Source organism: Verrucomicrobia bacterium CG1_02_43_26, assembly GCA_001872735.1.
Classification (GTDB): domain Bacteria; phylum Verrucomicrobiota; class Verrucomicrobiia; order Opitutales; family CG1-02-43-26; genus CG1-02-43-26.
Genome location: MNWT01000019.1, coordinates 84595 through 107890 on the forward strand (window position 1 = coordinate 84595; position 23296 = coordinate 107890).

Below are 23296 nucleotides of genomic sequence, written 5' to 3' on the forward strand. Positions count from 1 at the left end.
AAATGGAAGAACATTTATTGCTACTAGGTTGTTCGCATAAGTCTGCTCCCTTGCACGTGAGAGAAAAGTTTTCTATCTCACCTCAAGGGGTTCCTGCTCTTTATAATGAGATGAAGCGTTGCCCGGATATCTTAGAGAGCGTTGTGCTAAACACCTGCAATCGTGTGGAACTTTATTCTGTCATACGACCCGGCTTTTGCTTTGAGGGGCTTGCCAAATTTTTTTGTGCCGTAAACAACGTTAACCAAGCCCTTTTCAAAGAGCATAGCTTTGAGCAACGCGGTAAGAACGTAATTATGCACGCCTTTTCCGTGGCTTCAGGAATCGAATCTCAAATGGTGGGGGAAACCGAGATCTTTGGTCAATTCAAAGAAGCCTATATGACCGCAAAGCAGCACACGGCTGTTGGACCGACTTTAAATCGCATCTTTCAAAAATCCTTTCAAGCGGCAAAGTTAACCCGCACCCATACAGACATTTCACGTGGCCAGATCAGTATAGGAAATGTAGCTACGGCCTTAGCTGAGAGAATTTTTGCTAAACTAAGCAAGGTGCGCATCCTCATCATTGGCGGGGGCGAAGCCGCGGAAAAGACCTTACAGGCTTTATATAGCAGGGGAGCCCAGGATATTAATATAACGAATCGTACTTTTGAGAAAGCTCAAGAATTGGCGAGGAAATTTCACGCGCGCGCAATCGGCTATGAGGACTATCCCTATTTACTAGATCAGTTTGACGTGATTATTTCGTCCATTTCAACAGAGAAGCCGATCCTGGAGCCTGAAATATTTTATCCTGTCATGAAAAAGCGTAAGGATGCCCCTATGTTTTTAATCGATCTCGGCGTACCTAGAAATTTTGACGCCGGAGTAGCGGACGTACCCGATGTTTATCTCTACAACATAAATGATTTGGCAAATATTGCGAACGAAAACCTGAAATCCAGACAATTCGAGATTGAAAAATGCAAAGCCCTTTTAGCAGAACGTGTTGATCACCTCTGGAATACAATCGTTCAAAAAGGTGCTGAACAAGAAGACTTTTCTGAAGATGATATTAAAAAAGAAGATCTAGCGCCCGCGCCTGCTAATTAGTAAGATCTTCGCCCTTAGGCCGTTCCTTTTCAATCGCTATGAGTGCCTCTCTGGCTGCTGCCTCCTCTGCTTTTCGCAGTGATGAGCCAAAACCTTTTCCGTAAGGCTTGTCATCAATAAATACTTCGACTTCGAATTCCTTGCGGTGGTCCGGGCCTGTGGTCTTTAGTAAGCAGTAATTGATGGTATGCTCCTGGCGCGCCATTTGAAATAAACGTTCCTGCAGGTTGCCTTTAGGGTTATCCTGCTTCATAAGCTCGGTAAGGGCTTTCTCTACATCCCCATACCAGGTGAGTACGATCCGCTTCGTTGCTTCAAAAGAAGCATCCAGATAGATGGCCCCAATGATCGCTTCCATCACATCCTCAAGCGTAGAAATACGGCTTTGCCCCTCTGCCTTCAGTTCTGCTTCGTTCATGCGAATAAAGGAAGCAATGCCTAGGCGATTCCCTATATTGGCTAAAAAGGAACCTCTCACCAGTACAGAACGATATTTGGTAAGCTCGCCTTCACGCGCGTATGGGAAGAGGTTAAATAAATGCTCTACAATAATATGGCCCAAAATAGCATCCCCCAGGAATTCAAGTCGCTGGTAGTGCTTCGAGGGATCAGGAGACTCGATTGCGAAAGAGGGGTGCGTTAAGGCAACTTCAAGTAACGATTTATCCTTAAAGGTGTAGCCTAAAGCATTTTCTAAATCAGAAAAGTCAGAAGAGAATGAAGAGATCATTTACTTTTTACTCTTAGACAACTCAAAGCGCTTGATCACTTCGTTTGCAAGGCGTTTATAGGCCGTGGCTCCGTTACTCGTAGGGGAGTATTCCAGAATAGACTGGCCGAAGCTGGGGGCTTCACTCAACCGAACCGAACGAGGAATGATAGACTTGAATAATAGTTGCGGAAAATGCTGCTTAACTTCACCAAGAACCTGCTGGGAAAGGTTTGTGCGTACATCAAACATAGTCATCAAAATACCGCCGACTTCAAGAGACGGGTTAACGCCGGCATCCTTAAGCTCTTGCACAACGTTTAAAATCTGAGAAAGCCCTTCCATAGCTAAATATTCGCATTGTAGAGTGATCAGCAAATAATCCGCCGCAGCCAACCCGTTCATGGAAATAAGCCCCAAAGCCGGCGGGCAATCCAATATAATCGCTCCATATTTGGAAGAGCTTTTTATATTCTTCAAACAACGCTTCAATTGCCCTAAATAATTATCCCGGCGACTGAGCTCTATCTCAACCGCAGCCAGGTCTACTTCAGATGGAATCACGTACAGGTTTTCTTCCTCTGTTTCAATAATTTTATCCAACGCATTTTCATCCTGCAATAAAGGCCCATAGAGGCTGCCCCCTTCAAGACGCTCAAGGCCCAGGCCGCTCGTGGCATTCCCCTGAGGATCCATGTCCACGAGAACGGTCTTAATACCGTTACGAGCAAGGCCTACAGCAAGGTTAATAGCAGTAGTTGTCTTTCCGACTCCTCCTTTTTGGTTTGCTATGGTAATTATTTTCGCAGGCATAGGATTAAAAATGTAATCATATCCATGAATGCCGTAGAATCAAGAAAATGGCAAGGAACAATGAAAATAGAGTGAATATCTTCACAAATGCCTCACTTCACCTGCGTTTTCTCTAAAATAGCTCTCAGCTCATTAATAACATTAGTTAGAAGCGGGCGAGCCGTATTATAGAGGGCTTCAACGTCTTCAAGATCTTCCAGCCTGCCCTTTTTCTCAATTTCAGCAACAACACGGGCTAACCGATCAGCACCCATTTGCTGGCTAGACGATTTTAGCGTATGGCTAGATCGAACTAAGCGATCTATATTGGATTCCTGAATAGCGCTTTTGATTTCCTGCATAAGGCTATCGGCACTATCAATATATTTGTTAACAATATGCTCGAATTTATCTTTTAATAAATCCTGTAGGCCAGTGACCGTTGCTATATTGATATCATGTTTTTGCGAATCGGAGGACTCACCGGTGGGTTCGATCTTTTGTTGCATAATGGTTGAGGTAGTGTTGGTTAAAACTTGCTTTTCTTTGCGTACCCACTTGAGAAGTATCTTCACAATATCATCTTGTTGGACGGGTTTTGCTATATAATCATCCATACCGGCATCATAGCACTGTTGGTCATCTCCCTTCATCGCATTTGCAGTAAAGGCAATGATCGGAGTATGCACTAAATCGGCTCTATCTTCAATCACACGGATCTTTTTAGTAGACGAAAATCCGTCCATTTCAGGCATATGGCAATCCATAAAAACGAGATCAAATGATCGCTGCATGAAGCAATTGACCGCTTCGACTCCATTATTTGCAGCGGTAACATGGCAACCGCATTTTTCAAGCATCGTGACTGCTATTTCCTGGTTTACAAAGTTATCTTCCGCTAAGAGCACATGGGTGTGTTTAAAGTATATTTCTTGTGCTTCATTTACATGACTAGGCAAGATGGATTGGCGCATTGAAATAAAATTAACAGGTGTATGCTTGCTGTTTTTGTATAAAATTTCAGTAAGCACCTCGATCAAATCGTTGTTCCTAAGCGGCTTTATCAGGCAGCCACAAATATCCAGCTCTTGAATTTCGCTGAGCAATTTACTATCTGCCGTGTAATTTACGAGCACAGAAGGCGTGGCTGAAAAAGCAGGCATTTGCAGGCGCAACTCACGAATAAACTCAACCCCACTCATTTCCGGCATTTGGTAATCAACGATAATAGCATCAATTTTATTTACATTTTGCGCAAGCACCCCAAACGCTTCTTTAGCTGAATGGGCTGTTATCACCTTGGCATCCGCCGCCTGAAGTTGCTCAACCGCAATCCTGCAAGCGAATTCGTTATCATCTATATAGACGATATGTTTGCCACTAATGGCAGTGCTATCTTGTTGTTGGCGAGATTCTGCCCAGGCCTTCTGATCAAATTTCAAGGCTAGCGTAAACCAAAAGATCGAACCCATATCAACATAACTGTTAACGCCAATACTGCCTCCCATAGCAGTTACTAGATCCTTACAAATCGCAAGACCAAGCCCGGTGCCGCCAAATTTTCTCGTAGTCGTACTATCCGCTTGTTCGAATTTGTGAAAAATGTTTTCAATCTTGTTTTCGGGTATACCAACACCGGTATCTTCAATACGCACATGAAATTTTATCTTATCGATCAATATTTGGCCTTCTATGTTAATTAACACATGGCCTTTCTGGGTAAACTTTATGGCATTGCTTATCAAGTTGACGAAAACTTGCTTTACTCTTGAAGCATCTCCGATGACCTTCGTTGGCAGATTGGGGCTGAAGCGAATCAGTAACTCGATGGATTGTTCGTTAGCCTTTGTACAAAACATATCCACCGCATCTTCCACCACTTTTTTAAAATCGAAGGCAACGGATTCCAATTCAAGCTTACCGGCCTCTATTTTAGAGTAATCCAGGATGTCATTAACGAGGTGAAGTAATGTCGTAGAGGAATTGAGTACTGAATTAATATAATGTAATTGCTGTTTTGTCAGGCTCGTATCCCGCAATAAATTTGACATACCAATAATACCGTTCATCGGGGTGCGTATCTCATGACTCATGTTTGCCAGAAATGCCGATTTCATTTCAGTAGCGTGCTCCGCAATTTGCTTGGCTTTTTCCAGCTCTTGCGTTTTCACTTCGAGGTTGTGCGCGTACTCCTGAAGCTTTATTTCAGCCTTTTCTCGTTCCCCTATCTCTATGTTGTGCCGAGTATTTACGTGTACGTAGTCTATAACAAGGCCAACAAAGGGAACAAAATACGCAACCGCTTTCAAGAAATGTGCTATATTGAAATTATTATCAAACAATTCTCTTGAACCAAACAGCATATGCATTTGAGCAAACACATACGGAATAATGCTCACGACCAAAGCAGTGGAAATGATCGTTGCTTTTTGCCTATTGGATTTTGCTAATACGAAAAAGGCTATCAGAAATAAACCCAGGGGAATCGTATCGTAAGGGCGTGCAATAAAGTTTTTCGGAAAAATAGCCTGCGGTAGGCTTTTGCTGGTAGCCAGGTAATGAATAATCAGATAAGCCGCAATTGCTATTACGATCCCTATCATCAAGACGCATTTTTTCGAAACAAGACTACATCTTTTGCTATTTAAATAATAAATGCCAATAGCCGGCCCCAAGATGAGGAAAAGGGCATTAAACGCGCGCGCGGTGGACCAACTGATGGGCAAAAATTGATCCGCGGGTGCCGTTAATGTCATCAAATGCGAGGATGATAGAATATGAAAAGCGTCCATCAATCCCGTAAAGAGAAGGGTAGTCCCAATCAGGGGAATACTGATATCCTTGGTGATTCTATAGTGAGCAAAGGTGAGGACGAGTGTCAGAATCGCAATCGTAACGGCGCTCCATTCCAATATATTGTGAACGATGTCTCCCGAAATAGCATGGTATAAAGCATTAGCTTTTTGAGTAACACCTTCGCTCAATGCGATTTGGGAGATGCTGTGGTAATCAGTTTCAATACTTCTCCCGGATAGTCCAAAATCTATATTAAAAACAAGATTAAGTGTAATGGGGGAAATGCACACCAAAAACAACAAGCCGACCAGGAGACGCTGAAGCATTATTGGCCTACTACAAGGGGTTTCCGTCATTGTTTTAACTCGTAAACATTAATATGTGGGGTAATGTAAAACAGATTAATATTTTATACCGTAAGCGTAGATAGGAGTTGATCTTAGGTCAATCCCTATTAATAATTTACCCTGCATGAAAAAAGCTTGTTTGCTTGTGAAAAACTCATGGATATACAGGGAATAGATAATGGCTGGATGGCATTTTTAGCCGGGGTAATTAGTAGTCCTCACTGCGTGGTGATGTGTGGGCCAATAGCTTTTATGTTATTAAGCACAGAGCCCGGTAGCAAGCCGCGTCATACTTATCAGGCAATATATCATACTTCCCGCATATTATCGTTCGCCATATTTGGTATGCTAGCCGGTGGGCTTGGCTTAGGCTTAGTCGCTATTTTGCAGTTTCCCCCGGTAAAGGTATTTCCCTGGGTTCTTGTAGCTTTCTTTTTCCTGTTTGGAGTAGGGGCAGATAAGTGGCTCCCCAAGCCGAAGTGGTTGAGTAAATTCTTCCAACGCATCTCGCGTTTTGCGTTTAAAATAAAAAAACCTTACGCGGCGCTTACCTTAGGGCTGGCTACCCCCATACTGCCTTGTGGCCCCTTGTATATGATCTTTTGGGTTGCTTTGCTTTCCGGATCCCCGCTAATCGGCGGTGAAATTGCATTGGGGTATGGATTAGGAACCTTGCCGTTGATGTGGCTGGCTCAATACCCCATTTTTGCGCTCAAGAAAAACGTCTCTTGGGTGATCATTTCTTTTTTAAAGCGTTTTTTGGCTTTGGCGGGAGCTTTTTTAATCACATGGCGGGTTTTATCTGTCAATGGCCCGCTTTCAGCAGAATTTTGCTGCCCTTTCTAAATTTCTAGTAATATAGCTTTGACTTCTTTCAGTTTTATAAAATTATCTTAATAGGAGGTTAACCACACAAATAATGCAATATATGCGTAGAAGAGCCCTAGGATTTTTATCAAATGATATAGGAATTGATCTCGGAACTGCCAATACCCTGGTATTCAGTAAGGAGAAAGGTATCGTGCTGCGAGAACCCAGTGTTGTAGCAGTATACAATAATACGAAGAAGGTGCGTGCCGTTGGTTTAGAAGCCAAAATGATGTTAGGGCGCACACCCGGCAACATCACTGCCATACGTCCTATGAAGGATGGCGTTATCGCTGATTTTGAGATCACGGAGGCTATGTTGCGCTATTTTATAGGCAAAGTTTCCAAGAATGCTAAATTTGTCCCTCCTCGTGTGGTCATAGCCGTTCCTTCAGGCATCACAGAGGTGGAAAGACGCGCAGTAAAAGAATCTGCCATCCACGCAGGTGCTCGCGAAGTGCTTCTTCTTCAAGAACCTATGGCCGCAGCGATTGGCGTTGGTTTACCAATTGACGAACCTGCCGCAAACATGATTGTGGACATCGGGGGTGGTACCACAGAGGTGGCTATCATTTCCTTAACGGGTATTGTATTTTCAAGAAGTATCCGTGTCGGGGGCGACCAAATGGACTTAGCGATTATCAATTACATGAAGCGGGCTTACAATCTCATGATCGGAGAGCGTACCGCTGAAGAAATTAAGATAAAAATAGGTTCTGCTTTCCCGCTAGATGAAGAACTTTCTCTAGAAGTGAAGGGTCGTGACTCTGTTGCTGGCTTACCAAAAACAATTCGTATCACCTCTCAGGAAATTCGCGATGCTTTGGATGAAACCTTTAACGCTATCACGGAAACGGTACGAGGCGCTTTAGAGCGTTGTCCACCAGAACTGTCTGCTGACTTAGTAGACCGTGGTATTGTTTTAGCCGGTGGAGGTTCCATGATTCGCAATCTGCATATACGTTTAAGTGCGGCTACGGGATTACCAGTCTTTGTTGCAGAAGATCCTTTAAGTGCGGTTGCCAAAGGTACGGGAGCGGTCCTGGAGAATCTTTCTTTCTGGCTGCGTGAGTCTTAACATTCATCACTTACCTTGTTTTGGCCAAGAAGAACATCTTTCTACTTAAGCCTTGGTTTGTATTAGGAATTTTTATCCTTATCTGGGCAACCTTGCCCTATTTTGTAAAAACGTTTACGCGTAAAGCCTTCTATGAATTTCAGGCGCCTTTCTGGCAGGTAAATTCGCACGCCTCAGATCTGCAAAGCTTCTGGGCCATGCGCAGCCATACGAAAAATGAGTTAATCGAGGTTTGCCGAGATCTGGCTAGGCTTAATAGCGCCTACGAGCTCAAATTACAGGAAAACGCTTCATTAAAACATGAGATTATGCGACTGGAGCACTCCCTGGAGCTCCCTCCGCTAGTAGACTTCCGTTATGAGATCGCTCGCGTGTGTCGTCGAGATGTTTCTCTATGGTGGCAGCAAATCGTTATCCGCAAGGGGAAACGGGATGGTATCTTTCCTGGTGCTGCCGTAGTCTACTCTGGCGGCGTTGTCGGCAAAGTGAAAGAAGTATTTAATAGCACATCTACCGTAGAACTTGTCAGTAGCCCAAAATTCCGGGTAGCAACGCATTTTGAGGGGGATGACCGCCCGGTGACTTATCAAGGTGAAATCAACACTTCTTTTAGTAATCCCATTGGTTCCATTCAGAACGTACCCGAGGACATCGTGGTCTCGGTGGACAGTCCCAAGAAACTCGTTTCTTCGCGTTTGGGGGGCGTTTTTCCGGATGGCCTGTTTGTGGGTTGGGTAGACTCTCTGGAACGCGGCTTTGATGGCATGTTTATGCGGGGTAATGTTACCCTAGAGAACAATCTTTTAAAACTGGATGAAGTTGCGGTATTAATCCCCATGGATAAGGAGCTCATAGATGAAGTACGACTATAGATGGCTTGTTATCGTTTTCGGCAATGTGATCTTAATGCTCCTGTGCCAACTATTAAACAGTGGTTTAACAAACCTTTCGCTCTATCTTTTTTTGGGTGCCTTGTTTGTCATCACGCCGATGTTTTTCTTAAACTTTTTTCAGGGTTTTTTATGCGTCTTGTTAACGGGTCTGCTCCTGGATGCCTCCTCCCCGGTTGTTTTTGGCCTTCACACATTCTTGTTCGGTGCCACTTACGCAACCCTATATTTTTTAGTGGAGAACTACCATTTATCGTTAACGCAAAACCGTTCTCTCATTATACAAATAACCAATATCGTCCTCTACTTGGCGATGGGGATCATTTTAGGGGGTAGCCACATGCTCAAACTCTGGTACTGGGGTGTTTTGTTTTATAACATAGCGGTCTCTTCATTTGTACTATTTGTGGTAGGCGCTTGGTTCTTGAGTTTACAAGAGTCTATATATAACTGGGCCAGCAAAGAAAAATCCGTGCTGCATGACTAACAAGCCGTTCGAGTCTTATGAGAAAAGTGGCGCCCGGTTATACTCCATCATCGGCGTATTTATTGTATTATTCCTGGTTCTCATTTCCGGCTTTGTGTGGCGGCAACTCATACTGGGCAGCAAATACGAGCGGCAGGAAAAGCTACAAAGCTTAAGAAGAATCATTCAACCCGGCCCGCGGGGGAATATCTACGATCGAAATGGTAAACTACTCGTAGGTAACCGACCTGTCTTTTATGCCGCCATTTATTTAGGCGAAATTAGAGAAGAGTTTAAACAAGAATACTTTCTAAGAATACGAAGAGCACGAGATCGGGGCGAAAACATAGACCGCGAGCGTTTCCGTAGCGAGACAAGGGCAATGATCGTGCAACGCTACCTCAACCAGGTTAACCGTATTCTGGGCCGCTCGGATAAGGTTGATCTAAACGCCCTCGAGCGCCACTTTAAGCAACGCATCCTCTTGCCTATGCCGTTGATCAACGATCTATCTGCAGAGGAGTACGCTCGTCTGGTGGATCAATTGTCGGTAGAATCCCCTATACAGGTGCTTACGGATAGCTCTCGTTATTATCCCTATGGAGCAACCGCCTCCCACCTATTGGGCTATGTAGCAGCTTCGGAAGAGGTTCCTGATGAAGATCTTCCGGGTAACGATCTCACAACGTTTAGCTTTAAGGGTAAAACCGGTCGCGCGGGAATTGAAAGGCGTTTCAATGAGCATTTGCAGGGCCTTTGTGGGGGAGAAATCTGGCTGGTGGATCCGGTAGGCTTTCAGTACGAGCGTGTTGTTCAAAAAAACTCTGAGCAGGGGAAACCATTAACGCTTAGTATAGACCTCAATCTCCAAGTAGTCGCGGAACAAGCCATGGGCAACCATTACGGCGCAGCCATTCTCATCGATATCAAAAAGGGTGAAATACTGGCCATAGTCAGTAAACCGGATTACGATCTCAATCGCCTAACACCGTTCATCCCTACGGCTGTCTATAAAGAGATTAATGAAGATGGTGCCTGGATAAATCGTGCTTTACAGGGGCTTTACCCGCCTGCCTCTCCGTTTAAGCTGATCACCTCCATCGCGTTGTTGCGAAACAAGGTCGTTGACCCATCTGACATCGTCATAGGGGGGCCTACGTACCAAGTGGGTAATAGAATATTTCGAGAAAATAATCGTACCGGCCATGGTCCGGTAGACATGAAAAAGGCCCTTCAAGTAAGTTGCAATGTCTACTTCTATGACCTTTCGCTCAAACTCGGCGCAACGCATCTAGTCAACGAGGCCAGGCGCTTTGGTTTTGATGAACCCATTGACTTCGAGCTCAGCACTACAAAAAGAATTCTTGTCGCGGATCCGGACTGGAAGCTCTCTAAAATAGGGGAGCCCTGGCGCCCCGGTGATACCGTAAACATGAGCGTTGGCCAGGGTTTTTTAAGAATTACGCCCATGCACATGGCCTGTTTCGCAGCTGCGCTGGCAAAGCGTCAAACTCGTTTCCAACCTTCTGTTTTATTGGATGGGCAAAAAAATTTCCCGCAAAAAGAAATGCCGGCACTGGATCTTTCAGACGATGATTACGCAACAATCATCGAAGGGATGCGTCTCTCCGCGGATATCGGTTCCTCGCGCTATGTCAGAGTTCCTGGGGTAAATATCGCTGCAAAAACGGGTACCGGTCAAATTCGCCAAAATGGCAAAAAGCTGACAACTCCATGGGTCATGGGCTTCGCCCCGATCGAAGATCCTCAAATCGCTTTCGTTGTATTAGTCGAGGGTAGGGTAGACGACAGTTTGTGGGGCGGCACAACTGCCGGCCCGATCGCCCATAATATCCTGGCGCATTATTTTAAAAACCAGTAATGCAGGCTTTTTCATACTAAAAACTCCTATTCACTCATTTTTTTGTAATTCTTTACCCCCCCTTTAACTATATTTGTTTTATGGACAGAATCTCCCCCCGCTCAAAAAAGTCTTTCAATTTATTTCAGCTAAATAAAAAAAAGAAAAATCTTTCTCCAGAACTCATTAAAAACCAGAAAAATGATATCCTGGTAAAAATACTTTCGTTTGTAGAGATCGACAGTCTCTACAAGATCTATCAATTCATCTGTACGGAATGGCAAGAAAGTATCTTTGGAATAAATGTTTATGACAAAAATTGTGTTCTTCAGACAACTTGGAACCTCCGTTTTAAAGAAATTTCCAGTAGAAACGTCATCCTTATTGATGAAAAAGAAATTCCTAATTATATAACCGTAAACGGCCTTCTAGGATTAAGGTTCGGGGAAAATTTCATTTTCAAATACAAGGGAAAAGACATTTACCCGATTAACCAGGTTGCACAAAAGAACACAAAGCACGAAAAGGACCTTTCTTTTGTGGCTCTTAAGCAGGCACTGCAAGTAAAAGATAAATACGATTATGCCATCTGCTGTGCTATCATGGCAGGTATATATAAACTTGTCGATGATCGTGAAAAATCGGACAAACACTTTGCTAAAATTGTCACGATCCATATCCTCACAAAGGATCGAGCCATGCTGCAACTTCCCGCCATCGCGCTTGCTAGAATGCAACTATTTTCCATGGCCTTGAAACTGGTTTCCATGGAATTGGACAGTACAACTCGAAATAATATTCTAAAGGCTTGTGCAAAATTCTTCCTCGAAAAAAAGCAACCCAATATAAGTTGGTTAATCATTGAAAAAATCCAAGGGATTGATCCCATAGACGCTCTTTATATACCACTTGTCCCTATGTGTGCCGAATATGGCAATACCGACATTGCGATAAAAATTTTAAACAAACTGGAAACGAATTCTTCCAAGGCAAAGGCCTGCCAACTAGCTATTCTAACTTGCCAAAAGAAGAAGAATACTAACGGGGAAAATCGTTTTCACGAATTAAAGGAAAACTATAGCAACCTATTTCATAAAAAAAATCTTTCCTCAATGCAGCAGGAAAAATAATCCCAGTAATAACATTCCTTATTTTTCATGAATCAAATACACTCAAATCGAAAAAAAAAATTCCGGTTTGTTTCAAATCAATAGTGCCACTGAAGAAAATGGGCGTGTTTATATCAAAAAACATAAAAATGATTTCCTCATTCAGTTCTTCTTATTCCTAGACATCAAAGAACTCTATATAAAGCGAAGAGTCTGCCACGAATGGCTACAATCAATCTTTGGCAAAAACGGTGTCATTGATATCACCCTGGACTTACGCCTGAGAGAAATTATTCAAATGGAGAGCCACAAAATCAAAGCAATAACACTCTCTTTTCCTCATAAGGTAATAGTCCATAGTTTAGAAAGCATCCCCGCTATAGCGTGTAACCAAAACTATTATTTCAAATACACTCATAAAATCATTCTGCCCATTGCGTCACTCAATAAGGAAATTAACCCTTCTTACACAGCTTTTAAAGCGCTATATACCGAAACTCATGCCTCCCTATCACCTGATAATGAAACTGATCAAGAAACCCATAATCTCTACTTGAATACTATGCAGGATGCCATCATGTGTGGCCTTTACAAAAAAATTGGCAGTTCTTCAGAGTCTCAAAAATATTCCCAACAGATAGTCACAAATTATAAAAAAGCGAAGGATAAGAACGTCCTTATTATAGCCGCCATTGAACTTGGAAACTTAGAGCTTTGTACAAGGGCTACAAACCTCATCAAGAACAACGCTGATTCCAATGAACAATCTTCTATCTTTTCCTACTGCAGTAAATATTTCTTGAAAATGGGAAGATATGAACCTTTCATACGTTTCTGGAAAGAGTAAGCAAAGTAACATCCAGGATAAACAATGTGCAAAAAAAAGAGGCCTGTTATTGCAAGGCCTCTTTTAAAAATACACTGTTTATAACATCACTGGCAGGCTTCGCAGGTACCGCCATTCATCATGGCTTCCAGACTACAAGCTTGCCGCTCGGTTTCCGTATATTCTTTTTTGAGAACTTCTTCTTCCGATTGTCCTATAAGCCCACGGGTCTCTTTCTTACGATTAACAGTTGCCTTCTCAATATTAGAAGCACCCATCGTACGCAGGTAATAGGTTGTCTTTAGCCCGGCATGCCACGCCATACGGTACATATGCGATAACGTCTTCAAGCTCGCTTGTGGCAGGAACAGGTTAACCGATTGCGCTTGGTCGATCCATTTCTGGCGTCGCGCCGCAGCTTCTATAAAATATTTATAGTCAACCGCGAATGCCGTCAGGTACCTCGCTTTAATCTCATCCGGAATGTCTGTAATATCCGCAAGCTCCCCGTCAAAGTATTTCAGCTGCTCAACCATACTGTCATTCCACAGCCCTATGGCTTTCAGATCTTTAACAAGATATGAGTTTAGAACAATAAAGTCCCCTGAAAGATTGCTCTTAACGTAAAGGTTCTTGTAGGCCGGCTCAATACAAGGAGTCGTGCCCATAATATTAGAGATCGTTGCCGTAGGCGCAATTGCCATAACATTACTATTACGCATGCCCTGTGCTGCAATTTTCTCACGCAATGGCTTCCAATCCATACGACCTCCCCGAGGCGTATCAATCTTCATGCCGCGCTCAGCTTCTAGAAGATCAATGGTGTCTTGAGGAAGAAGTCCTCTATCCCACTTGGAGCCTTTATAGCTGGAGTACTTACCGTTCTCTTTAGCAAGATCAGAGGAGGCCTCAATTGCATAGTAAGCAATTGCTTCCATAAACTCATCGTTAAACTCAACGGCTTCCGGTGACGCAAATGAGATGCCGCGCTTATAAAGCGCATTTTGTAGGCCCATAACACCTAAACCAATCGGGCGATGTCGTGTATTAGAACAACGCGCCGCTTCTGTTGGGTAGAAATTGATATCAATGACGTTATCCAACGCGCGTATAGCTACTTGTATGGTCTCGCGCAATTTCTTGTGGTCAAGCTCGCCTTTCTCGTTTACGTGAGATTCCAGTATAACAGACCCCAGGTTACAAACCGCTGTTTCTTCATGGCTTGTATTAAGGGTTATCTCTGTGCACAAATTAGAGCTGTGGATAACGCCAACGTGATCCTGAGGACTACGTATGTTACACGGGTCTTTGAATGTGATCCAGGGGTGGCCTGTCTCAAACAACATCGCAAGCATCTTTTTCCAAAGCTCAATCGCCGGAACTTTTTCACCTTGTATCTTGCCCGCTTCAGCTAGTTTTTCATACTCAGCATATTTTTCTTCAAATGCTTTACCATAGAGTTCATGCAGCTCTGGTGTTTCGTTGGAACGGAAAAGCGTCCAATCCTCGCGGGCTTCCATGCGTTTCATGAAAAGATCCGGAATCCAGTTCGCTGTATTCATATCATGGGTACGGCGACGATCGTCACCGGTATTTCTACGTAATTCCAAGAAATCGTAGAAATCATTATGCCAGGGCTCCAGGTAAGCCACGCCGGATCCTCGGCGTTTGCCTCCTTGATTAACCGCAACCAACTGGTCATTGTGAAGCTTAAGGAAAGGAATAACCCCTTGGCTCTCCCCGTTTGTTCCTTGAATATAGCTACCTGTGCCACGAACTGCTGTCCAGGAGCCTCCAAGACCGCCCGCCCATTTGGAAAGGTACGCATTCTCCGCGATACCACGGATCATGATGCTTTCAATACTATCGTCTACTTTATATAGATAGCAGGATGATAGCTGTGAGTGGTTGGTGCCTGAGTTAAACAGGGTAGGGGTGGAAGAGCAGAAGCGTCGGCTCTTGTATAGTTGATACAAGCGAATTGCCCAATCTTCTTTATCCTTCTTTTCTTCAATAAAGAGTCCCATAGAAACACGCATCCAGAAGAATTGCGGCGTCTCAATACGGCGTTGGCGTGTCTGCGTTTTGTCAATAATCAGATAACGGTCGTAGAGCGTCTGAACCCCTAAGTAATCAAAATCCAAATCCGCGGAATAATCCAATGCCTCTGATAGTTGATCCAGATCATATTTCAAAAGTTTCTTAGATAAGCGACCTATCTTCACCCCGTGCTTCACATAATCCTTAAAACCTCTGCGGTGGAAGGATTTGAGGGACTCAACCCCGTCTTTCATAATACTCCAACCCAATACTTCTTCGTAAATATAGGATAGCAATATGCGGCCGGCAAATTTAGCAAAATCGGCATCTTTTTCAATCAAGGACTTTGCGTTTAAGATGATCGTTTTTTTGAGATCCTTCGCATTCATCTCAGGATACAAGGATCGGCGCAGTTCCGCTTCGATATCCTCGTTGTCCATTTGTAAGTCCAAACCAATAATAGCAAAATCAATTCGCTTGCGTAAGTCAGCAGAATCCCAGAAATAAGTATCCCCGGTCTCTTCGTCTTTGACCATGATCAAAGATTCCTGGCGAGCATCAGCCTGCGTCTCCGCTTCTTCCGCCTCGGCCGTTCTTACATGAGAACGATACGCGCGGTACAAAATATAATTTTCCGCGATCTTGTAAAAGCCCATACGCATCAGCGTCTCTTGCACAATATCCTGCACATCTTCAATATGTACAAAGGCTTGCCCAAGCTCTTTTACGCGTTCTGTCACAACATTGCCTATCTCGACTGCCGTTTCAGAATCTTGGTGAAGGCTCAGGAAGGCTTTTCTAATAGCGACTTCTATTTTATTCTGGTTCCAAGGAACGACTTGGCCGTTACGGCGAATTAATCTGAGTTGCTCCATACCTTTTGGCTGATTATGTTTTCTCTCTTTGTTTGAAAAAAACTTGGCTCTTTTAAGAACAAGGCTTTTGGCAACATCATGCGCGTTGCGTTGTATCAATATTTTCTCTACAAAGAGATAAATGTCCTCTGTACTGAAGGCAGATTTGCCTTCTTGCTTGATCTGCGCGCCTATGTATTCAACAACTTCATTGACAACGTTGGTGACAAATTCCCGATTCGCGTCGTTATAAATATCTTCATCTTCACGTGATAAAAAGAGGTCTGTCAGCGCCTCACCGATCATATCGGCCAGCTCGTTCAGATTAAAATCACGGTGTTCATTATCATCCTTAATCGTGATCCCGGGATAGTCCATCTCGTTATCAATAATGGTCTGCCAATCAAAACGTGGCTTTTGGTCTGCCGGCATATAGGCAAACCGTTTTAACGCCAATTCTTCATCAAAGCTTATCTTTCTCATATCTCTTATTTCTCCACCAATTTTTTAAAGTTCGTCATCATGCACGGTTTCCAATGCGGATGATTTTTGATATTCAGTAACGCGTCCTTCAAAGAAATTTTGTTCTTTTTTAATGTCCATCATTTCTGCCAACCAGGGGAATGGGTTCGTCACACCGGGGTTTAAGGGCTTTAAGCCAACGCCTTCTAGTCTTCTGTCACCAATGTAATCAATGTACTGCATGAATTCATCCGGGCTTAAGCCAACGGCATTAACCGGCAAACAGTCTTTGATAAATTTCTTTTCCAAGGTAACTGCTTCTCTCATAGCGCCTCTCAATTCCTCGCGGAAGGCTTCTGTCCACACATCCGGGTTCTCTTCAACCAAGTCCATAAGTAGGTTACGCAAGAGCTCAATGTGGTTAGACTCATCGCGCAGGGTGTAGCGGAACATCTGCCCAATTCCTGGAAACTTATTCTGGCGATAAAGCGAAAGGATCATCCCAAAAAGGCCATAGAATTGAGTTCCTTCCATACACTGGCCAAATACAAAAATGTTTTTAGCAAACAATTGCTTGTTTTCGGTCTTGGTCATATCCAGGTCACGTCTCAGGTTCCTGGAGGTCTTGCAAACAAATTCATTCTTCTCGCGAACCGTTTCAATATCTTCAAAAATAGCTTCGCACTCGTGCGGGTTGAGGCCAAGGGAGCTGAGCATATAAACGAGAGAATCCGCGTGCACGTTCTCTTCATGCGCATGGCGTCCCAATACCAATTTAAGCTCAGGTGCCGTCACAACTTCGCGTATCACGTGCAGAACATTATCGCCCACAATACCTTCCGCGGCAGAAAAATAGCCCACGCCCATTTTAATAATCCAACGCTCAATATCGCTTATTTCTTTAGACTTCCATTGTTCGCAGTCCTTTTGCATCGGGATATCTTCCGGCTCCCAATGGTTTGCTTTCATCGTTTTATAAAGTTCGTACGCCCAGTTGTACTTCAAGGGCAATATGTTAAAATAGTATGTCTCTTTACCGTTGATAACCTTTTTTGCATGGTAAGCTGCCTCTGCTTTTGTCTTGTTGAGTGCAAATTTCTTTCCGCCGATTTCGTAAGTTGTTATCTCTTCCATAGTTGTATCATTAAATGTTTATCTTTTAGAGTGTTGGGGTAGTCTTGTCTGTGTTTAACACACATTTATGAGCGTAAAGCTCACCTAAGAAAGGTCAATGCAAATTCCCTAAAAAAACACAAAATGTAGTGTATTTTTCTGAAAATAACACTACATTTTGTGTTGCAATCATTCGCAGGCGAGACAGGTAAACTTCTGTAACGTCTTTAAAATGAGGATCTCTTTTTTAAAGCCTTATAAGCGCACTCCAAGCTCCTGAAGCGCTGCATTTAACTTGTCATCCATCGGGTGGCCATTAAACAGGATTTCTTCATTCTTGTCTATCAAGACCATTCGGGGAATCGAATTTACTTTAAATAGCTTTGAGTAGACATGGTCAGCGGGTTCTACGAGCCAAGGCATTCTCATGTCTAGCTTCTTACGAACCACCTCAGCCTTCTGTACTGTCTCAGTATTCATGCCGACAACAATGACGCCTTGAGGTGCCAATATTTCCGCCTTATGTGAAAGCGAGGGCATAAGCGCCATGCAAGGGCTACACCATGAAGCCCAGAAATCAATTAAGATCGCTTTCTGGCCTTTTAATAACTGTCCCAAAGTTGTTGCGTTGCCCTGAGAATCACTCAGCTCTACGTCCATCGGGATCATCGCTCTATTCATCGCCTTTTTAAAACGATACTCTTGAATCCATTCGCCTAACAGGTGCGCGTGGTCTGGTTCCGCCCAAAACGCATTCTTGGCATTTTTTTCAAACGCTTTTTCATCATTATTTAAGAAGGCAATACGGGCTTTTAATAAATAGCGCATCGCAGGAATATCACTTGGCTCGCGGAACAATAAAGATTCTTGGGTAAAATCCCACTTCGGGCCGAGGTCATTCAATTGCTCTAATATCTCTTTATATCCGCTCTTGCCTCCCACGATCAGGTGGTAATAAATCTCTGTCTCTAATACTTCTTGTGCGCTCATGCCGGATTCGCGCGCTTGTTTAATCGTCTCTTGATACTTCTCAGCATTATCAGGGCCAACAGCAATCAGGTTTTCCAGCAAGCTCTCTTGAGCCGAAAGGGGCATCTCTTTATCTACAAACTGATCGAATTCTTCAACATTGTCGATTTCGCCTCCGTAAATTTTGTCAAAAACAACTTCATTTTCGGCAAAGGAAGGAGAGATAAAAAGCGCACAGGCTGCAAAAGCGGGCGTTATCGTTTTTTTAATCAGATCAGATATACTTGTATTCATAGCGTAAATTCCTGGGTTAATGAGTTAGGTATGTTATATGGAACGTCTGGATCATACCAAGGAACCGTTCATCATATCGAGAAAAATGCGTCTCGCAAAACAGGTTTTTTAATAGATCCAATCTACGCTTCCAAGCGCGATATCGTAAACCCCGCCTTTAATGAGTAACGCGCCTGCCTCGACATATTGCTCAATCACCGGGCTAGAGGAAATTAATTTATTAATGGTCGCGTGAACATTTTTCTGAACAGCCTTATTGAGTAGCAAATCTTTTTGAACCTGCGTACATTGGCTTAAACCTTTTTCTACCAAAGGGGACATGTAATCCAGGACGTTATCGAATTTATTACCAAAGCGTACTCCTTCAAGCGCTGCTGTTACCGCTCCACACTGCGTATGCCCCAACACAATGCAAAGGGGTGTCTTTAAAAAGGATACTCCAAATTCAACGCTCCCAATGATATCGTCTGTGGGAACATTACCAGGTATTCTGATCGTAAAGAGATCTCCAATACCCATGTCGAAAATAAGCTCCACGGGTTGGCGCGAATCTGAGCATGCAAGCACGGTCGCAATAGGGGATTGTCCTAATCGTGACAATATCTCCCTGGATTCTTGTGCAAGGGCGTTGTGGGCAGTCTGTCCATGCAAATAACGGGATTGCCCCTCATTCAGTAATTGAAGGGCATCATCTGCAGTGATTACATTGGTTACCAGAGCCGGATCAACTTTCCCGTTGGTTAAATTTTGAAAACGTTTACTCATAACTTAGGCAATATAGTGCATTATTGTCTGCTATAAAGAAGCGGTCAAAGTTATATCAGAGAAGTAACTCCCTGATCGAGAAAAATCAGTTCCTGGGCTCTTTTTCAATCAATCCACTCTACCTGGCCGGTAGCAATGTCATACACACCGCCTTTCACCAATACGGTACCGTTCTGAACAGATTGAGCAATAAGGCTGCTAGAGCTCACAATCGCCTTAATCGTAGCTTTCACATTTTCGCGTATAGCTTCAGCTACCAAAGCATCTTTACTGGCATGTATCGATTGTTCCACTTGCTTGACCACCGGGGTAATATAAGCCAACACGATATCAAACTTGTTGCCAAACATTGCATGACCGAGCGCTGCTTTTACCGCTCCGCATTCCGTATGGCCCAATACCACACAAAGCGGTGTCTTTAAATAATCTACACCAAATTCAACACTCCCAATAACATCTTCCGTAGCTACATTACCGGGTATTCTGATGGTAAAAATATCGCCAACACCCATATCAAAGATGAGCTCCACAGGTTGGCGAGAATCAGAACACGCCACTACCGTTGCGAGAGGAAATTGCCCAAATTGTGAGGTCACTTCTCGAGCTTCTTCTGCCAACGAGTTGTGCATCGTTTCCCCCTTTAAGTAACGTGCTTGACCTTCTTGTAGTAACTGAAGGGCATCTTTGCCGCTTATTCTGTTTGCCGATAAATAATCTGCCTGGCCGTCTGTTATATAATAATAATAGACCGTAGCTTCCATGATAGCATCATCACTGACACCCTTGGCGCGCGCTTCACTAATAGCCTGCCGGTAGCTCTCAAGATCTCTAGACTCCATAGCCATTAGCTTTCGTAGAAATATTTCTTGCTCAGGCGTAAAATGTAGGCTCTTTAAGACTTTCTCCGTTGAGGAAGTTGCTGCTGGAGCTTCATTTTTTGCAAACGTAACAGGTGCTAATAGCAACAAGGTTGCTGCAATCAGGATTTGGGGTATTTTTCTCATAGTCTTTTTTGTGTGCTTTGTTTATTCTTTCTCAGGTGAATACTGGAAAATAATCGTGGAAAGGGGAGGGAGGTAGGCTAAAAGTGACTGCTCGCGGCCGTCCCAAGCAATATCTTCGCTCACAAGGCCGCCTAAATTACCGTCTCCATTACCGCCGTAAACCGTGGCGTTTGTATTGATGCATTCCTTCCATTTGCCTTTGTAGGGGACACCTAAGCGATACTGGTTACGCCCTACCGGAGTAAAATTACCCACAATCAAGAGGGTTTCCTCAGGTTTTTCACCCATGCGAAGGAAGCTTAGTACACTATTCTCGCCATCATTGCCGTTTATCCACTGGAAGCCTTCCGGTGAATTGTCAAACTTGGCAAGCGCCGGGCTATTTTGGTATAACCAATTCAAATCCTGCACAACCTTCTGCACGCCTTCGTGGTCTTTATACTGCAATAAGTGCCAATCCAAGCTGGTATCGTAATACCATTCGTTGGACTGCCCAAATTCACATCCCATAAACAGGGTCTTCTTCCCCGGCCAGCTCCACATATAAGCATATAAAGAGCGCAGGGTCTGTGCTTTTTCTGGCATACTCCACGCACTCATCTTGGAGATCAAAGATCCCTTGCCGTGCACCACTTCATCATGAGAAAATACCGTAATAAAATTCTCCGAATACTGGTACAACATCCCAAAGGTAAGATTATTGTGGTGCCACTTGCGGTAAATGGGATCCTTGCTGAAATAGAGCAAATTATCATGCATCCAGCCCATGTTCCACTTAAAGTCATAGCCTAGGCCATACTCGCTCGTTGGTTTGGTAACACCGCCAAATGCCGTAGACTCTTCCGCAATCATCAGTGATCCGGGATAATACTTGTGCACCAGGTCATTCGAGGAGCGTAAAAACTCCATCGCTTCTATGTTTTCTTTACCGCCGTACTGGTTAGGAATCCACTGTCCATCATCCCTGGAATAATCCAGATAAAGCATAGAGGCAACCGCGTCTACCCGCATTCCATCTATATGAAAACGATCAAACCAAGCCAACGCACTACAAATAAGGAAATTTCTTACCTCATGTCGTCCATAGTTAAAAATCAACGTACCCCAATCCTGATGATGGCCTTGGCGGGGATCCGAATGCTCATAAAGATTTGTACCGTCAAAGTCAGCCAACGCAAATGCATCCTTCGGAAAATGCCCGGGCACCCAGTCAACAATCACGCCTATATCATTTTGGTGCAACTTGTCTACCAAGTACATAAAACCTTGTGGCGTTCCAAACCGGTGCGTGGGCGCAAAAAATCCGGTCACTTGGTACCCCCAGGATCCTGCAAAGGGGTGCTCTGCCAAGGGCATAAACTCAACATGCGTAAAGCCCATTCGTTTCACATAGGTCACGAGCTCATCCGCCATTTCCTCGTAGCTCAGCGACCTGTTCCCATCATCTACAATGCGTTTCCATGAACCATGGTGCACTTCGTAAACCGAAATAGGTTTCTCTTGCCAGTTCGTCTTTTCGCGTTTTTTGATCCAATTGGCGTCATGCCACGTGTGTCCGCCCAAATCCCAGGTAACAGAGGCATTGTGGGGTGCAGATTCATAATACACCGCGTAAGGATCAGATTTCAGCAAAACGTTTTCATTACGATCAATAATTTCGTACTTATACTTCAGGCCAGATTCAATCCCCGGAATAAATATTTCCCATATCCCGGAAGATCCCATCGTACGCATCGTATGGCAACGGCCATCCCAGTGGTTAAAGTCACCCACAACAGATACGCGATAAGCTGCCGGTGCCCAAACCGCAAACGAAAATCCTTTTATCCCGCTAATTTCTCTCGGGTGAGCACCCAATTTTTCATACACACGGTGGTGGTTGCCTTCATTAAAGAGGTGTAAATCCTCATCTGTCAAGGTAGGCAAAAAGCTATAGGGATCATAATATTGGCGAATCTCCCCATTGTCTTGCTCTACTCGTATCCGATAGGGGAAAACGTCTGTTTTTTCAGGTATAACAACTTCGAATAACCCTTGCTCATCCAGGCATTCCATCTTGTAACGTTTTTCTGGGCTGGCTTTATACTCAACAATTTCACAACACTTCACCCCAGGGACAAATGTTCTTATCACAATGCCTTTTTTCCCTTCAGCAACTACCGGATGCATTCCTAACACGCTATGGGGTTGGTTATGACGGGCACGGACAATTAAGTCATGTTCTTTCTCTTCTAATAAATTCACGTTGTAACAAAATTGAGTTATTCAGGAAACAATATCTGTTTTGGTCTACTTTTGCCCCGCTGTCAACCCTGACCGCTAAAAGGAATATTCTATTCTTTCGAAAATAGGCTACTTTCACGCCCATTGACGCCAGCCCAAAAAATCCCTACTCCCCTTGGCTTAAAAGGGGAGTAGGGAGCGCTAATGGCTTCATCTTAGATCGTTACGCCGCTAAAGGATCTCCTGAAATGATTTTTTCCGCTTCTCAAATTAAAAGCTTCATCGCTTCTAATCTCGACTGGCCGTCAGCATTACCTTGGTTTGCAGACTCCGCATACAGCTTAACCGCTTGCTCTAGAGACTTCTCCACGCCTATGCCTAATTGATAGCAAACTCCCAATCGCCACTGGCCGTCAGAATTACCCTGCTTTGCAGACTCCGCATACATCGCAAACGCTTTCTTTAGATCCTTTTCCACTCCTATGCCTAATTGATAGCAAACTCCCAATCGCCACTGGCCGTCAGAATTACCCTGCTTTGCAGACTCCGCATACATCGCAAACGCTTTCTTTAGATCCTTTTCCACTCCTATGCCTAATTGATAGCAAACTCCCAATCGCCACTGGCCTTCAGAATTACCCTGCTTTGCAGACTCCGCATACAGCTTAACCGCTTGCTCTAGAGACTTCTCCACTCCTATGCCTTTTTCATAGCAATATCCCAATCGCCACTGGCCG

General features: G+C 43.9%; 17 protein-coding genes and 1 pseudogene. 8 read left to right on the forward strand and 10 right to left on the reverse strand.

Annotated elements, in window-relative coordinates; translation table 11 throughout:
• The first annotated feature begins 2 nt into the window (after window positions 1-2).
• The gene (locus AUJ82_07200) at window positions 3-1094 is read left to right on the forward strand and encodes a glutamyl-tRNA reductase (protein ID OIO59043.1); all 1092 of its coding nucleotides are present in this window, start codon (window positions 3-5) and stop codon (window positions 1092-1094) included.
• On the opposite strand, the gene AUJ82_07205 is transcribed toward AUJ82_07200, so the two are convergent.
• From AUJ82_07205 to AUJ82_07215, 3 genes are all read right to left on the reverse strand, one after another.
• Complete coding sequence (locus AUJ82_07205) at window positions 1087-1824, reverse strand: ribonuclease III (GenBank protein ID OIO59044.1); 738 nt, start codon at window positions 1822-1824, stop codon at window positions 1087-1089. The genes AUJ82_07200 and AUJ82_07205 overlap by 8 nt on opposite strands.
• A complete protein-coding gene (locus tag AUJ82_07210) occupies window positions 1825-2616 on the reverse strand; it encodes a sporulation initiation inhibitor Soj (protein ID OIO59045.1) in 792 nt (263 codons plus the stop codon). It abuts the gene before it with no gap.
• A gap of 92 nt (window positions 2617-2708) precedes the next feature.
• A complete protein-coding gene (locus AUJ82_07215; GenBank protein ID OIO59046.1) occupies window positions 2709-5717 on the reverse strand; it encodes a hypothetical protein in 3009 nt (1002 codons plus the stop codon).
• Window positions 5718-5873: 156 nt separating this feature from the next.
• On the opposite strand from AUJ82_07215, the gene AUJ82_07220 reads away from it, so the two are divergent.
• The 7 genes from AUJ82_07220 to AUJ82_07250 all read left to right on the forward strand — a co-directional run bounded on the left by AUJ82_07220 (window position 5874) and on the right by AUJ82_07250 (window position 12856).
• A complete protein-coding gene (locus AUJ82_07220) occupies window positions 5874-6584 on the forward strand; it encodes a hypothetical protein (protein ID OIO59047.1) in 711 nt (236 codons plus the stop codon).
• A gap of 82 nt (window positions 6585-6666) precedes the next feature.
• Window positions 6667-7683 carry a rod shape-determining protein gene (locus AUJ82_07225; protein ID OIO59067.1) on the forward strand — a complete coding sequence of 339 codons (1017 nt, stop codon included), beginning with the start codon at window positions 6667-6669 and terminating at the stop codon, window positions 7681-7683.
• Between the two features lie 20 nt (window positions 7684-7703).
• On the forward strand, window positions 7704-8555 hold the full coding sequence (locus AUJ82_07230; GenBank protein OIO59048.1) for a hypothetical protein: 852 nt from the start codon (window positions 7704-7706) through the stop codon (window positions 8553-8555).
• Entirely contained in the window at window positions 8539-9060 is a 522-nt protein-coding gene (locus tag AUJ82_07235) for a hypothetical protein (GenBank protein OIO59049.1), read from the forward strand. Before AUJ82_07230 ends, AUJ82_07235 begins: the two co-directional genes overlap by 17 nt.
• On the forward strand, window positions 9053-10921 hold the full coding sequence (locus tag AUJ82_07240; GenBank protein ID OIO59050.1) for a hypothetical protein: 1869 nt from the start codon (window positions 9053-9055) through the stop codon (window positions 10919-10921). Before AUJ82_07235 ends, AUJ82_07240 begins: the two co-directional genes overlap by 8 nt.
• A gap of 80 nt (window positions 10922-11001) precedes the next feature.
• Window positions 11002-12030, forward strand: coding sequence for a hypothetical protein (locus tag AUJ82_07245; protein OIO59051.1), 1029 nt, complete (start codon window positions 11002-11004; stop codon window positions 12028-12030).
• 67 nt (window positions 12031-12097) lie between these two features.
• Window positions 12098-12856 (forward strand): hypothetical protein, encoded by a 759-nt coding sequence (locus AUJ82_07250; protein ID OIO59052.1) that lies wholly within the window; start codon window positions 12098-12100, stop codon window positions 12854-12856.
• An 86-nt stretch (window positions 12857-12942) separates the two neighbouring features.
• Here AUJ82_07250 and AUJ82_07255 read toward each other — a convergent pair whose 3' ends face one another.
• The 7 genes and pseudogenes from AUJ82_07255 to AUJ82_07285 form a co-directional block, all read right to left on the reverse strand.
• Window positions 12943-16212 (reverse strand): ribonucleoside-diphosphate reductase subunit alpha, encoded by a 3270-nt coding sequence (locus tag AUJ82_07255; GenBank protein ID OIO59053.1) that lies wholly within the window; start codon window positions 16210-16212, stop codon window positions 12943-12945.
• 24 nt (window positions 16213-16236) lie between these two features.
• On the reverse strand, window positions 16237-17325 hold the full coding sequence (locus AUJ82_07260) for a response regulator SirA (GenBank protein OIO59054.1): 1089 nt from the start codon (window positions 17323-17325) through the stop codon (window positions 16237-16239).
• A gap of 234 nt (window positions 17326-17559) precedes the next feature.
• Window positions 17560-18567, reverse strand: coding sequence for a hypothetical protein (locus tag AUJ82_07265; GenBank protein ID OIO59055.1), 1008 nt, complete (start codon window positions 18565-18567; stop codon window positions 17560-17562).
• Window positions 18568-18675: 108 nt separating this feature from the next.
• Complete coding sequence (locus AUJ82_07270; protein OIO59056.1) at window positions 18676-19332, reverse strand: hypothetical protein; 657 nt, start codon at window positions 19330-19332, stop codon at window positions 18676-18678.
• Window positions 19333-19436: 104 nt separating this feature from the next.
• On the reverse strand, window positions 19437-20336 hold the full coding sequence (locus AUJ82_07275; protein ID OIO59057.1) for a hypothetical protein: 900 nt from the start codon (window positions 20334-20336) through the stop codon (window positions 19437-19439).
• A 21-nt stretch (window positions 20337-20357) separates the two neighbouring features.
• The gene (locus tag AUJ82_07280; protein ID OIO59058.1) at window positions 20358-22580 is read right to left on the reverse strand and encodes a 1,4-alpha-glucan branching enzyme; all 2223 of its coding nucleotides are present in this window, start codon (window positions 22578-22580) and stop codon (window positions 20358-20360) included.
• Window positions 22581-22824: 244 nt separating this feature from the next.
• A pseudogene (locus AUJ82_07285) lies at window positions 22825-23296 on the reverse strand (hypothetical protein).

Bases quoted from the DNA above. Each gene is read 5' to 3' on its own strand.
- AUJ82_07200 (OIO59043.1), top strand. From the start codon at position 3: ATGGAAGAACATTTATTGCTACTAGGTTGTTCGCATAAGTCTGCTCCC.
- AUJ82_07205 (OIO59044.1), bottom strand. From the start codon at position 1,824: ATGATCTCTTCATTCTCTTCTGACTTTTCTGATTTAGAAAATGCTTTA.
- AUJ82_07210 (OIO59045.1), bottom strand. From the start codon at position 2,616: ATGCCTGCGAAAATAATTACCATAGCAAACCAAAAAGGAGGAGTCGGA.
- AUJ82_07215 (OIO59046.1), bottom strand. From the start codon at position 5,717: ATGCTTCAGCGTCTCCTGGTCGGCTTGTTGTTTTTGGTGTGCATTTCC.
- AUJ82_07225 (OIO59067.1), top strand. From the start codon at position 6,667: ATGCGTAGAAGAGCCCTAGGATTTTTATCAAATGATATAGGAATTGAT.
- AUJ82_07235 (OIO59049.1), top strand. From the start codon at position 8,539: ATGAAGTACGACTATAGATGGCTTGTTATCGTTTTCGGCAATGTGATC.
- AUJ82_07240 (OIO59050.1), top strand. From the start codon at position 9,053: ATGACTAACAAGCCGTTCGAGTCTTATGAGAAAAGTGGCGCCCGGTTA.
- AUJ82_07245 (OIO59051.1), top strand. From the start codon at position 11,002: ATGGACAGAATCTCCCCCCGCTCAAAAAAGTCTTTCAATTTATTTCAG.
- AUJ82_07255 (OIO59053.1), bottom strand. From the start codon at position 16,212: ATGAGAAAGATAAGCTTTGATGAAGAATTGGCGTTAAAACGGTTTGCC.
- AUJ82_07260 (OIO59054.1), bottom strand. From the start codon at position 17,325: ATGGAAGAGATAACAACTTACGAAATCGGCGGAAAGAAATTTGCACTC.
- AUJ82_07265 (OIO59055.1), bottom strand. From the start codon at position 18,567: ATGAATACAAGTATATCTGATCTGATTAAAAAAACGATAACGCCCGCT.
- AUJ82_07270 (OIO59056.1), bottom strand. From the start codon at position 19,332: ATGAGTAAACGTTTTCAAAATTTAACCAACGGGAAAGTTGATCCGGCT.
- AUJ82_07275 (OIO59057.1), bottom strand. From the start codon at position 20,336: ATGAGAAAAATACCCCAAATCCTGATTGCAGCAACCTTGTTGCTATTA.